The 13,047-nt window shown below is 70.1% G+C and carries 14 protein-coding genes; 11 read left to right on the top strand and 3 right to left on the bottom strand.

Features of this window, described 5'->3' with window-relative positions; genetic code table 11:
- Positions 1–639 precede the first annotated feature (639 nt).
- From infA to truA, 8 genes are all read left to right on the top strand, one after another.
- Complete coding sequence (gene infA / locus AC5L38_RS30515; protein ID WP_012887858.1) at positions 640–861, top strand: translation initiation factor IF-1; 222 nt, start codon at positions 640–642, stop codon at positions 859–861.
- A 25-nt stretch (positions 862–886) separates the two neighbouring features.
- Complete coding sequence (rpmJ, locus tag AC5L38_RS30510; RefSeq protein ID WP_003956441.1) at positions 887–1,000, top strand: 50S ribosomal protein L36; 114 nt, start codon at positions 887–889, stop codon at positions 998–1,000.
- Between the two features lie 213 nt (positions 1,001–1,213).
- On the top strand, positions 1,214–1,594 hold the full coding sequence (gene rpsM / locus AC5L38_RS30505) for a 30S ribosomal protein S13 (protein WP_012887859.1): 381 nt from the start codon (positions 1,214–1,216) through the stop codon (positions 1,592–1,594).
- 45 nt (positions 1,595–1,639) lie between these two features.
- The gene (gene rpsK, locus AC5L38_RS30500) at positions 1,640–2,044 is read left to right on the top strand and encodes a 30S ribosomal protein S11 (protein ID WP_012887860.1); all 405 of its coding nucleotides are present in this window, start codon (positions 1,640–1,642) and stop codon (positions 2,042–2,044) included.
- Positions 2,045–2,064: 20 nt separating this feature from the next.
- A complete protein-coding gene (gene rpsD, locus AC5L38_RS30495) occupies positions 2,065–2,691 on the top strand; it encodes a 30S ribosomal protein S4 (RefSeq protein WP_030912875.1) in 627 nt (208 codons plus the stop codon).
- Between the two features lie 98 nt (positions 2,692–2,789).
- On the top strand, positions 2,790–3,806 hold the full coding sequence (locus AC5L38_RS30490; RefSeq protein WP_089210160.1) for a DNA-directed RNA polymerase subunit alpha: 1,017 nt from the start codon (positions 2,790–2,792) through the stop codon (positions 3,804–3,806).
- A gap of 152 nt (positions 3,807–3,958) precedes the next feature.
- Entirely contained in the window at positions 3,959–4,513 is a 555-nt protein-coding gene (gene rplQ, locus AC5L38_RS30485) for a 50S ribosomal protein L17 (protein ID WP_495246276.1), read from the top strand.
- 133 nt (positions 4,514–4,646) lie between these two features.
- On the top strand, positions 4,647–5,537 hold the full coding sequence (gene truA / locus AC5L38_RS30480; protein WP_495246275.1) for a tRNA pseudouridine(38-40) synthase TruA: 891 nt from the start codon (positions 4,647–4,649) through the stop codon (positions 5,535–5,537).
- A gap of 93 nt (positions 5,538–5,630) precedes the next feature.
- Here truA and AC5L38_RS30475 read toward each other — a convergent pair whose 3' ends face one another.
- The 3 genes from AC5L38_RS30475 to AC5L38_RS30465 form a co-directional block, all read right to left on the bottom strand.
- Positions 5,631–8,006 (bottom strand): hypothetical protein, encoded by a 2,376-nt coding sequence (locus AC5L38_RS30475; RefSeq protein WP_495246274.1) that lies wholly within the window; start codon positions 8,004–8,006, stop codon positions 5,631–5,633.
- A gap of 391 nt (positions 8,007–8,397) precedes the next feature.
- Positions 8,398–9,336, bottom strand: coding sequence for a hypothetical protein (locus AC5L38_RS30470; protein WP_495246273.1), 939 nt, complete (start codon positions 9,334–9,336; stop codon positions 8,398–8,400).
- Between the two features lie 35 nt (positions 9,337–9,371).
- A complete protein-coding gene (locus AC5L38_RS30465; protein ID WP_495246272.1) occupies positions 9,372–10,121 on the bottom strand; it encodes a CAP domain-containing protein in 750 nt (249 codons plus the stop codon).
- Positions 10,122–10,600: 479 nt separating this feature from the next.
- On the opposite strand from AC5L38_RS30465, the gene rplM reads away from it, so the two are divergent.
- The 3 genes from rplM to glmM all read left to right on the top strand — a co-directional run bounded on the left by rplM (position 10,601) and on the right by glmM (position 12,994).
- Positions 10,601–11,044 carry a 50S ribosomal protein L13 gene (gene rplM, locus AC5L38_RS30460; protein WP_344746717.1) on the top strand — a complete coding sequence of 148 codons (444 nt, stop codon included), beginning with the start codon at positions 10,601–10,603 and terminating at the stop codon, positions 11,042–11,044.
- A 69-nt stretch (positions 11,045–11,113) separates the two neighbouring features.
- Positions 11,114–11,635: a 30S ribosomal protein S9 gene (gene rpsI, locus AC5L38_RS30455; protein WP_495246271.1), complete on the top strand. Its 522-nt coding sequence runs from the start codon at positions 11,114–11,116 to the stop codon at positions 11,633–11,635.
- Positions 11,636–11,638: 3 nt separating this feature from the next.
- Positions 11,639–12,994 carry a phosphoglucosamine mutase gene (glmM, locus tag AC5L38_RS30450; protein ID WP_495246270.1) on the top strand — a complete coding sequence of 452 codons (1,356 nt, stop codon included), beginning with the start codon at positions 11,639–11,641 and terminating at the stop codon, positions 12,992–12,994.
- Positions 12,995–13,047 lie beyond the last annotated feature (53 nt).

Below are 13,047 nucleotides of genomic sequence, written 5' to 3'. Positions count from 1 at the left end.
TACGCCTTGCGGGGAGACGGTCCGAGAGGCCGGGGTCATCGGGTGAGGGCGGGGGCCCTTCGACGGGACGCCGACCGAGGGGTGTTGATCAGGGAGTGTCTGTCGAGAAGTGCCGGTCGAGAAAGGTCGGTCAAGGAACGTTGATCGATAAGGTTGGCCGAGCAAGCCCTCCGGCGCCGGGTCGCCGGAGGGCTTTCCCGTGCCCGGGGAGCTTTCCCGTGCACGAGGGGCTTTCCCGTGGCGGGAGTGACGGGGATGTTCACGCGGGCCGCCGGTTCCGGGTGGCCCTGGCGGGGGCTGCCACCCGGACGGAGGCCCGGCGAGAGGGCGGGGAGCGGGAGTGGGCGCCGGGGTGCTGGTCTGACCTGGCCGGACGTGCCACAATGGGGACACGGGTTTTCACACGTCGAGCCGTGCCGTCCGTCCCGCTCGGGATCTGCGGTATCCTTTGTAGCGGTTGTGTCAAGGCACCGGCCGTGTGTTTCGCATTTCCTCGCCCGGTGCCGTACACTCCTTCTTCGGTTCACTATGACCATTGCGCATCGGCGGTGTCGCAACCGCCGCTCTCATCGAAGCGCTGGGTCGCGGCTGCTTAGTGTTCCGAAGCCTCAGACGACCGATCAGTGAAACGCGAGGGACATGGCCAAGAAAGACGGCGCCATCGAGATCGAGGGCACTGTGGTTGAGTCGCTCCCGAACGCGATGTTCCGGGTGCAACTCGACAACGGCCATAAGGTCCTGGCCCACATCAGCGGGCGGATGCGGATGCACTACATCCGAATCCTTCCTGACGACAGGGTTGTCGTCGAACTGAGCCCCTACGACCTCAGTCGTGGGCGGATCGTCTACCGATACAAGTAAGCGCGTCTGAGGGACGAATAGGACTATGAAGGTCAAGCCGAGCGTCAAGAAGATCTGTGACAAGTGCAAGGTGATTCGCCGGCACGGTCGCGTCATGGTGATCTGCGACAACCTGCGCCACAAGCAGCGTCAGGGCTAGTCGCTCCAAAAAAAGGCCCCCGCGAGAGTCCGCTCCTAAGAGGCGGACTCGATCCATGTGGGGCTTTCACGTAATCGTGTCTCACACCTGCGTCGGCGGCTCACGCCGTACCCCGCAGGAGACCCCCGGTCGGAGGCCGGGGCCCTCACCCCGGGCATGGGGAGGGGAAGTGAGGCGCAGGACCTCCGCCACAACGAAGGAGAATGCCCGACCATGGCTCGCCTGGTTGGTGTAGACCTCCCCCGCGACAAGCGGCTGGAGATCGCTCTCACCTACATTTTCGGAATCGGCCGCACTCGTGCGCTCGAAACCCTCAAGGCCACCGGCGTCAACGGCGACCTGCGGGTTCACCAGCTGACCGACGAAGAGCTGGTGCCGCTGCGCGACTACATCGAGGCGAACTACAAGATCGAGGGTGACCTCCGTCGCGAAGTTCAGGCCGACATCCGTCGCAAGATCGAGATTCAGTGCTACCAGGGCATTCGGCACCGCCGTGGCCTTCCCGTGCACGGTCAGCGCACGCAGACCAACGCACGCACCCGTAAGGGCAAGAAGAAGACCGTGGCCGGCAAGAAGAAGCCCGGTAAGAAGTAGTCCGCGTAGCCGCAGGACCGAAGACCTCAGGAGTGAAGGCAAAGAATGCCTCCTAAGAGCCGCCAGGGTGCACCCAAGAAGGTGCGCCGCAAGGAAAAGAAGAACGTCGCTCACGGGCACGCCCACATCAAGAGCACGTTCAACAACACGATCGTCTCGATCACCGACCCGAGTGGGAACGTGATCTCCTGGGCCAGCGCCGGCCACGTCGGGTTCAAGGGCTCTCGTAAGTCCACCCCGTTCGCCGCGCAGATGGCCGCGGAGAACGCCGCCCGCCGCGCCATGGAGCACGGCATGCGCAAGGTCGATGTCTTCGTCAAGGGCCCCGGCTCCGGCCGTGAGACCGCGATCCGGTCGCTGCAGGCGACCGGCCTCGAGGTCGGGTCCATCCAGGACGTCACCCCCGTGCCGCACAACGGCTGCCGTCCGCCCAAGCGCCGTCGCGTCTGACGCCCAGGAGAAGATAGAAAATGGCTCGTTATACGGGTGCGGACTGCAAGCTCTGCCGCAGGGAGAAGACCAAGCTCTTCCTCAAGGGCAAGAAGTGCGAGTCCGCGAAGTGCCCCATCGAGATCCGTCCTTACCCGCCGGGTGAGCACGGCCGCGGCCGTCCCAAGGAGTCTGAGTACCAGCTCCAGCTTCGTGAGAAGCAGAAGACCCGCCGCATCTACGGCGTCCTCGAGAAGCAGTTCCACAACTACTACGAGGAAGCCAACCGCAAGACCGGCAAGACCGGCGAGAACCTCCTCCAGATCCTGGAGAGCCGTCTCGACAACGTGGTCTACCGCGCCGGTTTCGCGGAGTCGCGCGACGCCGCCCGCCAGCAGGTCCGTCACGGCCACATCCTGGTGAACGGCAAGAAGGTCGACATCCCGTCGTACCGCGTGCGCGAGCACGACATCGTCGAGGTCCGCGAGAAGTCGCGCAACCTCCTGCCCTACGAGGTGGCCCGCGCCACCGCCGGTGACAAGACGTACCCGGCGTGGCTGGGCGTCGTCCCGGACGCGCTGCGCGTCCTGGTCCACCAGCTCCCGGTCCGTCAGCAGATCGACACCCAGGTCCAGGAGCAGCTGATCGTCGAGCTCTACTCCAAGTAGAGGCTCCTCAGGTGCCGTACGGCTTTGCCGTACGGCACCTATGCTGTTGTTCGAGCGGCGTCAAATAGCGGGCGCCGCCATGCAAGGGAGACACACACATGCTGATCGCTCAGCGTCCCTCCCTCCTTGAGGAGTCCCTCGAGGAGACCCGGTCCAAGTTCATCATCGAGCCGCTGGAGCCGGGTTTCGGCTACACCATCGGCAACTCGCTGCGCCGCACGCTGCTGTCGTCCATCCCGGGCGCGGCCGTGACCAGCATCCGCATCGAGGGCGTGCTGCACGAGTTCACCACCGTGCCGGGCGTCAAGGAGGATGTCACCGACATCATCCTGAACCTCAAGGACCTGGTCGTCTCCTCCGAGCACGACGAGCCCGTGGTGATGTACCTGCGCAAGCAGGGCCCCGGTGACGTCACCGCCGCCGACATCGCGCCCCCGGCCGGTGTCGAGGTGCACAACCCCGAGCTGCGCATCGCCACCCTGAACGGCAAGGCGAAGCTGGAGATGGAGCTGACCGTCGAGCGCGGTCGCGGTTACGTCTCCGCCGCGCAGAACAAGCAGCCGGGCCAGGAGATCGGCCGCATCCCGATCGACTCCATCTACTCGCCGGTGCTCAAGGTCACCTACAAGGTCGAGGCGACCCGAGTCGAGCAGCGCACCGACTTCGACCGTCTGATCCTGGACGTCGAGACCAAGCCGTGCATGAAGCCCCGCGACGCGGTGGCCTCCGCCGGCAAGACCCTTGTCGAGCTGTTCGGCCTCGCCCGCGAGCTGAACGTCGAGGCCGAGGGCATCGACATCGGCCCGTCGCCGACGGACGCGGCCCTCGCCGCCGACCTGGCGCTGCCGATCGAGGAGCTGAACCTCACGGTCCGCTCCTACAACTGCCTCAAGCGCGAGGGCATCCACACCGTGGGTGAGCTCGTGGCCCGCAGCGAGCAGGACCTTCTCGACATAAGGAACTTCGGTGCCAAGTCGATCGAAGAGGTCAAGCAGAAGCTGCACGAGATGACGCTCGCGCTCAAGGACTCCCCGCCCGGGTTCGACCCGAGCGCGGTGGCCGGCGGCGGCTACGACGACGACGACAGCGCCTACGTCGAGACCGAGCAGTACTGAGTTCCGGGACGCCTCACGGCGTCCCGCGACACCGGGCGGCTCCTCGTCGCCCCGGGTGTCACCGAGTTTCACGATGACGGGAGCCCTCCGGCTCCCGGCCCGACCCCGGTACCTCGTACGGCCGGGGCGGGTTTACTCCCAAGGAGAACGTTATGCCTAGGCCCACCAAGGGTGCCCGTCTCGGCGGCAGCCCGGCCCACGAGCGGCTGATCCTGGCGAACCTCGCCACGCAGCTGTTCCAGCACGGCCGGATCAAGACCACCGAGGCCAAGGCGAAGCGTCTGCGTCCGGTGGCGGAGAAGCTGATCACCAAGGCGAAGAAGGGCGACATGCACAACCGTCGCCAGGTGCTGACGATCGTCAGGGACAAGAGCGTGGTCCACCACCTCTTCACCGAGATCGCCCCGACCTTCGCCGAGCGTCCCGGCGGCTACACCCGGATCACCAAGATCGGTCTCCGTAAGGGCGACGCCGCCCCCATGGCCGTGATCGAGCTGGTGTCCGAGCCGCTGAACGCGGTCAAGGTCGGCAAGACCCCGGCCGCCGCCCAGGCCGCCGCGCCCAAGGCGGAGGAGGCCAAGGAGGCCGAGGTCGAGGAGACCAAGGCCGACGAGGCCAAGGCCGAGACCACCGAGGAGACGAAGGCCTCCGAGGAGACGACCGAGGCTCCCGCCGAGGAGACCGAGGCCAAGAAGGACAACGCCTGATCTCTCAGGCCCCGTGAAAGGGCCCGGCACCTCCCGCACGGGGGCGCCGGGCCCTTTCCGTTTCCCAGGCGGCCTCTTCCCGGACGTCCTGGGAGTTCCCGAGAACCCGTGAGAGTTCCAGAGAGGAACCATCGTGGTACGGCTGAGGCTGGATCTCGCCTATGACGGCACCGACTTCTCCGGCTGGGCCAAGCAGCCCGGCCGGCGTACGGTCCAGGGGGAGATCGAGGAGGCGCTCGGCAGGATCCTACGACTTCCCGAGCCTCCGGCGCTGACCGTGGCCGGGCGGACCGACGCGGGCGTGCACGCCCGCGGGCAGGTGGCCCACGTCGACCTGGACCCCGGCGCGCTCGGCGCGCTGGACGGCCGCGGCCGCCGCGGCGGGGCGGGGGGAGCGGAGGGCCCCGAGCCCGGATCCGCGGGGGAGCTCGACGAGAGGCTCTCTGCCATGCGCAGGAGGCTCGCCGGGGTCCTGCCCCCCGATGTACGCGTGCGTCTCGTCACGGTGGCTCCTGAGGGCTTCGACGCGCGGTTCTCGGCGCTGTCGAGGCGGTACGCCTACCGGATCTCCGACGCCCCGGGCGGGGTCGACCCGCTCCGCCGCCGCGAGGTCGTCTGGTACAACCGGCCCCTCGACGTGGACAGGCTGAACGCGGCCGCCGCCGCCCTCCTCGGCGAGCACGACTTCGCCGCGTTCTGCAAGAAGCGCGAGGGCGCGACCACGATCCGCGAGCTCCAGCGGCTCGACTGGGTCCGCGCGGACGGGCTCGTCGTCGCGACGGTGAAGGCCGACGCGTTCTGCCACTCCATGGTCCGGGCGCTCGTCGGGTCGCTGCTGCCCGTCGGTGAGGGCCGGCTCCCGGTCGACTGGCCGGGAGGGGTGCTGGCGAGGGCCGTACGGGACTCGGGGGTGCACGTCGCGCCCGCGCACGGGCTCTGCCTGGAGGAGGTGCGCTATCCCGGCGCCGAGGAACTCGCCCGGCGGGCCGCGGAGACCCGCCGGGTGCGGACGCTCAGCTCGTGACGCGGCGCTCCACGATCTTCGCGGCCCGGTCCAGCTCGTGACGCGATGCTTCACGACCTTCGCGGTCCGGTGCGTGGCGCGCCGCTTCATGGTCTAACTCGTGACGCGGCGCTCCACGACCTTCGCGGTCTGGTCGCGGAAGGCGCCGCTGACCTTGCCCAGGGCCTTCTCCTTGGCGGTCGGCGTGTGGCCGTCGCTGAAGGTGGCGTAACTGAACACGATGTAGCGGCCCCACACCATCCCGGCCGCGTAGCCGCCCGCGATGTGCACCCGCTCGCCGCCCGTGCCGGCGGCCGAGGGCAGGCCGCGGAACCAGAGGTTGTCGCCGAGGTTCTTGGCCTTGTCGGCCGCGACCGCGGACTCGCGGGTGGGCAGCACGGCGATCCCCGTGGTCACGGCGTATTTCCGCTTGCTGTCCACGTACGTCGCCCGCAGCACCCGGCGGCACTCCTGGCTGCGCAGGGTTCCGGCGAACCTGCCGGACGCGGCCTTCTGGCACTGCTCGGTGACGTCGGTCTTGACCCTGGTGAACGTCGTCCCGGCCACGGACACCTTCTTGCCGAAGGCGGCGGCCACGGTCATCGTGCCCGGGTCGGTCTTCTCGGAGTTGAGCATCGTGGTGTTGATCGGCTCGGGCTCGCTGGTGATGTCCAGGTCGTCGGTGGGGTCGAGGGTTCCGGAACTGGGGATCGGGTCCGTCGCGTTCGCCGACTGCTTGGCGCTGAACGACTGGTAGGCGAAGAAGGCGCCGGTGCCGATGCCGACCACCACGACCGCGACCACTGCCGCGATCAGCGTCGTACCGGCCCTGCTGCGGGCCGGCGCGGGGGGAGGGGGCGGGGGCTCGGGGGTGAACGCCGAGAGCGGGGTGAACGCCCCGCGGGTCGCCGTCGGCTCGCCCGCCGGGGCGGAGGCCGCCGGCGGGGGCGGGGGCACCGGGAACGGCGGGGCGACGCCTGTGACGACGGGGATACCGCCCGGCGGGGTCGCGTCCGAGACGGGGAAGGGCTGCACCGCCGTGGGGGCGGGGTCGGTCTGGGGCGGTGTGTCGAGGGGAGGCGCGGGCACCGGTGAGATCGTCTCCGGTTCCGGCCGGGTGACGGTCTGGGCCACCGGCGCGGGCATGGGGGGCCGGTCCGCCGGGGCGGAGCCGGACAGGGCGGGGAGGGGCTCGTCCGGCGAGGCGGCCGGTGAGGGCGCGGGGGCCTGCTGCGGGGAGACCTGCTGAGGGGAGACCTGGTGCGGGGAGACCTGCTGACGGGAGACCTGGTGTGGTGAGGGCTGCGCGGGAGCCTGCCGGGTGAGCGGGTCCTGCCGGGGGGCGGGGCCGCGGTCGGACTCCAGGAGGTCCCCCGGCCCGGGGTGGCCCGGCGCGGCGGATCCGGTGGCGCGGACGTCGACCGTGGTGTCGCCGCTCTCGCCAGGCTCCTGGGGAGCGGCGTCCGGCGGCCACACGGCGATGTCGCCGGGCTCTCCCGGGCGGGCGGCGCCCTCCTCGGGATCGGTCCACACCGGCTCGCCGGTCGCGGCGGGCCAGGGGGCCTCCTGGCCGGACGAGGGCCAGACCTGCATGCCCGCGGCCGCGGCCGTGAAGGCGGGCGGCGGCTGCCAGGGCGGTGCGCCCGGCACGATGGGCGCGGTGGACAGCGGCTGATCGCTCCGCGGCGCTGAACCCCCCTGCTCGTGGCGCTCGCCCTCGCCGACCCCGCCGGGGCGCGAGGGGGCGGCCGGGTCCGTCGGCCAGGCGGGGGAGGACTCGTCCCCGAGCGGAGGCGGCCAGGCCGGGGAGGTCGCGTCCGAGGTGGCGGGAGCGCCCGGCCAGGACGGGCCGGGAGGGTCGCCGGGCTCGGGGGGACCGGGCCAGGGCGCCGACGGCAGGTCGGCGGGAGAGGGCCAGGCGGGTGAGGTGGCGTCGGAGGGGAGCGGCGGCGGCCAGGCGGGAGAGGTCGCGTCCGAGGTGGCGGCGCCGGGCCAGGAGGAGCCCGAGGCCTCGCCCGGGTTCGGCGGGCCGGGCCAGGCGGGAGGGGAGGGCTCCGGGGGTGTGGGGGAGTTGATCCAGGCCGGAGGGGTCGGTTCGGGCCGGGAGAACTCCGACCAGGTGGGGGCCGAGGGGGCGGGCGGGAAACCCGGTCGCGGGCCTGAGGGCTCGGAGGGGGCGCCTCCTGAAGGGCCGGGCGGGAACCCGGGGCGCGGGTCCGAGGGCTCGGAGGGCAGATCCGGCCGGGCGCTTCCCGAGGGGCCGGGCGGGAACCCGGGGCGGGAACCCGGGGCCTCGGAGGGGGCGCCTCCTGAAGGGGCGGGCGGGAACCCGGAACGCGGGCCCGGAGCCTCGGAGGGGGCGCTTCCCGAGGGGGCGGGCGGGAACCCGGGCCCGGCGGGATCGGAGGGCTCGGGGGAGAACCGGTGCCGCGGGGGGCCGGAGGGCTCCGGATACGGGAGCGGCTCCGGCTGGGGCACGGAATGGGGCACGGACTGAGGCACGGACGGGGGCGCGGAGTGCGAGGAGCCGGGCCAGGGGGCGGGTGGGTCCTCCTCCGGCTGGGCGTACCAGTCGTAGGGGGCCCCGTCGCCGGGGACCGTCCATGGCTGAGCGGCCCCGGGGGCCGCCTCCGGCCACGCGGAGGGGCTGTGGGGCTGCTCGTCACCTGTGAGATCGGTCCGTAGCACGTGGGGCGAGGGCTGGCCGAAACTCGGCGGCGGCGTCGCCGGTGCTGCCGAACCCTCGGCTTCACGTTGGTGCTCGGACCCGGATTCCTGGCCACGCATACGAGGCAGCCTAGCGACAGCCGGAGATCGTCATGCGGGTATGGCCGTATCGTCTGCCGGGTTCATGCCTCAAAGTGCTGGTATGACCTCATGATCAAGGCCGTTTTCCGGTCAGCGAACGTGACTCCAGGGCGGGGGTGACGGTCGCGTCCGCCACGCCGAAGGCCGCCTGGTTCAGCTTCTTGACCTCGGTCTTCTTCGGCAGGTGGCCGTCTTTGTACTGGAACCAGACCATCACCGCGTAGTGACCGTGGCGCCATTCGCCCACGAAGGCCTCGCCGGTGCCGAGAAGTTTGGTGACCTTATCCTTACCTGGCAGCGGTTTGAGGTATTCCTCCCGCTCCTTGCCGGAGCCGACCGAGACGACCTTGGACGCCCCCGCCGACGTCTTGAGGTTGGCGACCCCGATGGTTCCGATGATCTTCCCTGAGGCGTCGCGGAAGCTCGCCCGCAGGAGCTGGTTGCACTTGGCCGCGACGAGGGCCTTCTGGAGCTTCTCCCCGACCACCGCCTTGTCGCACTTCTTGTCGGGCCTGCGCGTGGTCATCAGGTAGGTCTGCCCGCCGATCTTCACCTTCTTGCGCTTGAACACCTCGTTCAGGGTGAGAGGGTGCGGGTCGCCGGCGCGGGAGGAGGCGAAGCCGAACTTGCCCTGCGCGGTGTCGGCGGGCGGCACGACGGGGGCCTCGGCGGTGGGTTCCGTCGCACCGGGCACCGGGGCGGGGTCGGAGTTGGCCAGCACGGCCAGGCCGATGCCCGCGGCGACCAGCGCGGCGAACGCCCCGGCCGCGATGAAGATCGGGCGGCGTGAGCGGGGCCCCTCGTCGTACGGGCTCCACATCTCCTGGCGGGGCCGTTCCCTGGGCGGTTCGGCGGGGCGTCCCCGTGGCCCGGTGGGCTGGGTGGCCTGCGGAGGGGACTCGGGGGCGCGCTTGTTCGGCGAGGCGTCGAACCAGTGCTGGCCCTGCGCGGGCGGCGACGCGTCAGGCCGGTCGTAAGGCTGGCGACGCGGTGGCTCCACGGGAAAACCCATGCGCCGAGCGTAGCTCGGTATCGGAGCCGGTTGGCTCAGGAGTATCCGAAGTCCTGGGTCCACCAGGGCCCGTCGGGCCCCTGGACGGCCCCGACCCCGGTGGCCGTGAGCTCGCAGTTGAGGATGTTGCGCCGGTGGCCGCTGGTCCCCATCCAGCTGCGCACCGCCTCGTCGGGGGAGGTGTAGCCGCGCCCGATGTTCTCCGCGCCGCCGTCGCGGTAGCCGGTGGCCTCCATCCGCTCCCAGGGGGACGTGCCGTTGGCGGAGGTGTGGGAGAGGTTTCCCGCCGCCGCCATCCCGGCCGAGTGCCTCCTGGCGGAGGCCGTCAGCCGCCTGTCGATGCGCAGTGGCGCGCACCCGGCCCGCCTGCGCTCGACGTTGATGAGCCGGACGACCTCGCGCTCCATTGCGCCGAGGGCGGAGGTGGCGCCGTCGCCCTCTCCGTTGAGAAGGAAGCGGGAGGGGCCGTCCTCACCGGAGCCGCCGCGAGACGCGCCGGCGGTCGGGGTGGGGCGCGCGCGCCGGTCCTGGGGGACGTCGGGGGCGGTGGAGGAGCGGGCGACCCGGGAGAGCGGGGCGCGGTCGGCCTGTCCGGCCAGGGCGCCGCTGGGCGTGGGCCTGGCCGGCCCGGTGTCGTTCAGGTAGATCTGGTCCGCGGCGTTCTCGTCGCGGCTGCCCCTGCCGATGATGAAGCCGACCAGCAGGACCGCCAGCAGGCACGCGAACACCCCCATGCGGCGCAGGCGCGCTCGCTGGGTATGCCCGGGGTGAGGAAGCTGCCACATACCGCTATCAAAGATAGGGATGTTTGCGGTGAGGAAGAAGGGAATGTTGAGAACATATTGGAACCGTTCCGTGAAGGTTCCGGCGCGGCCGTTCCGAGATCGTCGCTCGGCGTCCTTCGAAGGGGAGCGCGGGAAAGGCCGTATCGCCCGGTCCGGGCCCTGGTGAGGGCCCCTTGGGGTGGTCGTCCCGTCCCGTCGCCCCGCGCGTGGCGGTTTCCGGGCATCGCCGGGGGGCGGGTAGGATGCCAGGGGAACCGGCGAAGAGTCATGTCGTTTTGCAAGCACTCTCCCGCACCGGTATCCTGCTAGTTCGTTGTGTGCGAATTGGTCTCCTCTGTAGACCGATACGCGGCGCGTCCGGCGTCATCTCCTCTGTTCATGGAGACGGAAGGTCCGGGCTGTCGTGTGCCCGCACCTACCGACCATGTTGCTGTCCTCTCCGACAGCGCCGAAGACGCGACCAAAGAAGGCATACGACCGTGCGCACGTACACACCCAAGCCTGCCGAAGTCGAGCGTCAGTGGCACATCATCGACGCCACCGACATCGTGCTTGGCCGGCTGGCCAGCCACGTCGCGATCCTGCTTCGCGGTAAGCACAAGCCGACCTTCGCCAACCACGTCGACACCGGTGACTTCGTCATCGTCATCAACGCCGACAAGGTCGCGCTGACCGGTAACAAGCTTGAGCAGAAGAAGGCCTACCGCCACTCGGGCTACCCGGGCGGTCTGCGCTCCATGACCTACGGCGAGCTCATGGACAAGCGTCCCGACCGCGCCGTCGAGAAGGCCGTGAAGGGCATGCTGCCCAAGAACGCCCTCGGCCGGAAGATGATCAAGAAGCTCAAGGTCTACGCCGGTTCCGAGCACCCGCACCAGGCGCAGCAGCCGGTGTCTTTCGAGCTCACCCAGATCGCCCAGTAGTCACTAGCTGCTTGTCGCCAGCAGCGTTGGCCGATGGCCGACGCCGAGTAGGAAAGTTAGAGGAGAACCGTGGCTGAGTCCACCGGTGTCGAGACGCCCGTCGAGGCCGAGCAGGAGACGTACTCCTCGGAGGAGTTCCCCTCCGAGTACACCTCCGAGTCCACCGCCAGCGGCGACGTCGCCGTCCGCAAGCCCATCACCACCGGCAACTCGTACGGCACTGGCCGTCGCAAGGAGTCCGTGGCCCGCGTGCGCATCGTTCCGGGCACCGGCAAGTGGACGATCAACGGTCGTACGCTTGAGAACTACTTCCCGAACAAGGTCCACCAGCAGATCGTCAACGAGCCCTTCGTGGTGCTCGGTGCCGAGGACCAGTTCGACGTCATCGCCCGCATCAACGGTGGCGGCGTGACCGGCCAGGCCGGCGCCCTGCGCATGGGCCTGTCCCGCGCGTTGACCGCGCTGGACGTCGAGGTCAACCGCCCGCCGCTGAAGAAGGCCGGCTTCCTGACCCGTGACGCCCGCGCCACCGAGCGCAAGAAGTACGGCCTCAAGAAGGCCCGCAAGGCTCCGCAGTACAGCAAGCGTTAAGCGTTGGGGCGCCTCTTCGGCACCGACGGGGTACGTGGGGTCGCCGGTCGCGACCTCACGGCCGAGCTCGCCATGGACCTGTCCGTGGCCGCGGCTCATGTCCTCGGCGATGCCGGGGCGTTCAATACCAGCGTCGGGCGGCGTGGCCGTCCCGTCGCCGTCGTGGGCCGGGACCCTCGGGCTTCAGGAGAATTCCTGGAGGCCGCGGTGGTCGCCGGCCTCGCGTCGTCTGGTGTGGACGTTCTCCGGCTCGGCGTGCTGCCCACCCCGGCGGTTGCTTACCTGACGACGGCTCTCAGAGCCGACATGGGCGTGATGATCTCCGCCTCCCACAATCCCGCTCCCGACAACGGGATCAAGTTCCTCACCCGAGGCGGCTACAAGCTGCCCGACACGGTGGAGAACGAGATCGAGCAGCGGCTCGGCGAGAAGTGGGAGCGCCCTGTCGGTGCCTCGGTCGGCCGCGTACGCGAGGCGTACGGCGAGGCCGACCGCTACGTGTCGCACGTGCTGTCCACCGTCAACGGCCGTCTCGACGGCCTGAACGTGGTCCTCGACTGCGCCCACGGCGCCGCCCACATGGTGGCTCCCGAGGCGCTGCTGCGGGCCGGGGCCACCGTGGAGACGATCGGGGCGCGCCCCGACGGTCTCAACATCAACGCGGGGGTCGGCTCCACCCACCTGGACAAGCTCCAGCAGATCGTGATCTCCCGCAACGCCGACGTGGGCATCGCCTACGACGGCGACGCGGACCGCTGCCTGGCCGTCTCGCACACCGGCGAGATCATCGACGGCGACCAGATCATGGCCGTGCTGGCGATGGCCATGCGCGCCGAGGGGAAACTCGTCGGTGACACCGTGGTGGCCACGGTCATGTCCAACCTGGGCTTCAAGATCGCGCTCAAGAACGCCGGTGTCGACGTCGTCGAGACCGCCGTCGGCGACCGCTACGTCCTGGAGGCCATGCGGGCCGGGGGTTACAACCTCGGTGGCGAGCAGTCCGGCCACGTCCTGATGCTCGACCACGCCACCACCGGGGACGGCCTGCTGACCTCGCTGCACCTGCTGGCGGTCGTGGCGCGGGAGAAGAAGTCGCTGGCCGAGCTGGCCTCGGTGATGACCCGCCTGCCGCAGGTCCTGGTCAACGTGAAGGACGTCGACCGGTCCAAGGCCTCGGCTCCCGAGCTGACCGCCGCGGTCAGCGCCGCGGAGTCGGAGCTGGGGGAGACCGGGCGCGTGCTGATCCGGCCGAGTGGCACCGAGCCGATGATCCGCGTCATGGTCGAGGCTGCTTCGGCCGAGCAGGCCGAGCAACTGGCCGGCCGGCTGGCCGACGTCGTCCGCACGGCCTGCGTCTGAACGATCGAAGCACGGCCCGCACTTCGGTGCGGGCCGTGTTTTTCATGTGCAAG

It is taken from the genome of Streptosporangium nanhuense (genome assembly GCF_059358815.1).
This window is presented reverse-complemented; position numbering and strand designations above follow the sequence as displayed.

Excerpts from the sequence above, each read along its gene's own strand:
- AC5L38_RS30490 (WP_089210160.1), top strand. The coding sequence starts at position 2,790 with ATGCTGATCGCTCAGCGTCCCTCCCTCCTTGAGGAGTCCCTCGAGGAG.
- rpmJ (WP_003956441.1), top strand. The coding sequence starts at position 887 with ATGAAGGTCAAGCCGAGCGTCAAGAAGATCTGTGACAAGTGCAAGGTG.
- rpsK (WP_012887860.1), top strand. The coding sequence starts at position 1,640 with ATGCCTCCTAAGAGCCGCCAGGGTGCACCCAAGAAGGTGCGCCGCAAG.
- rpsM (WP_012887859.1), top strand. The coding sequence starts at position 1,214 with ATGGCTCGCCTGGTTGGTGTAGACCTCCCCCGCGACAAGCGGCTGGAG.
- infA (WP_012887858.1), top strand. The coding sequence starts at position 640 with ATGGCCAAGAAAGACGGCGCCATCGAGATCGAGGGCACTGTGGTTGAG.
- rpsD (WP_030912875.1), top strand. The coding sequence starts at position 2,065 with ATGGCTCGTTATACGGGTGCGGACTGCAAGCTCTGCCGCAGGGAGAAG.
- AC5L38_RS30470 (WP_495246273.1), bottom strand. The coding sequence starts at position 9,336 with ATGGGTTTTCCCGTGGAGCCACCGCGTCGCCAGCCTTACGACCGGCCT.
- rplQ (WP_495246276.1), top strand. The coding sequence starts at position 3,959 with ATGCCTAGGCCCACCAAGGGTGCCCGTCTCGGCGGCAGCCCGGCCCAC.
- AC5L38_RS30465 (WP_495246272.1), bottom strand. The coding sequence starts at position 10,121 with ATGTGGCAGCTTCCTCACCCCGGGCATACCCAGCGAGCGCGCCTGCGC.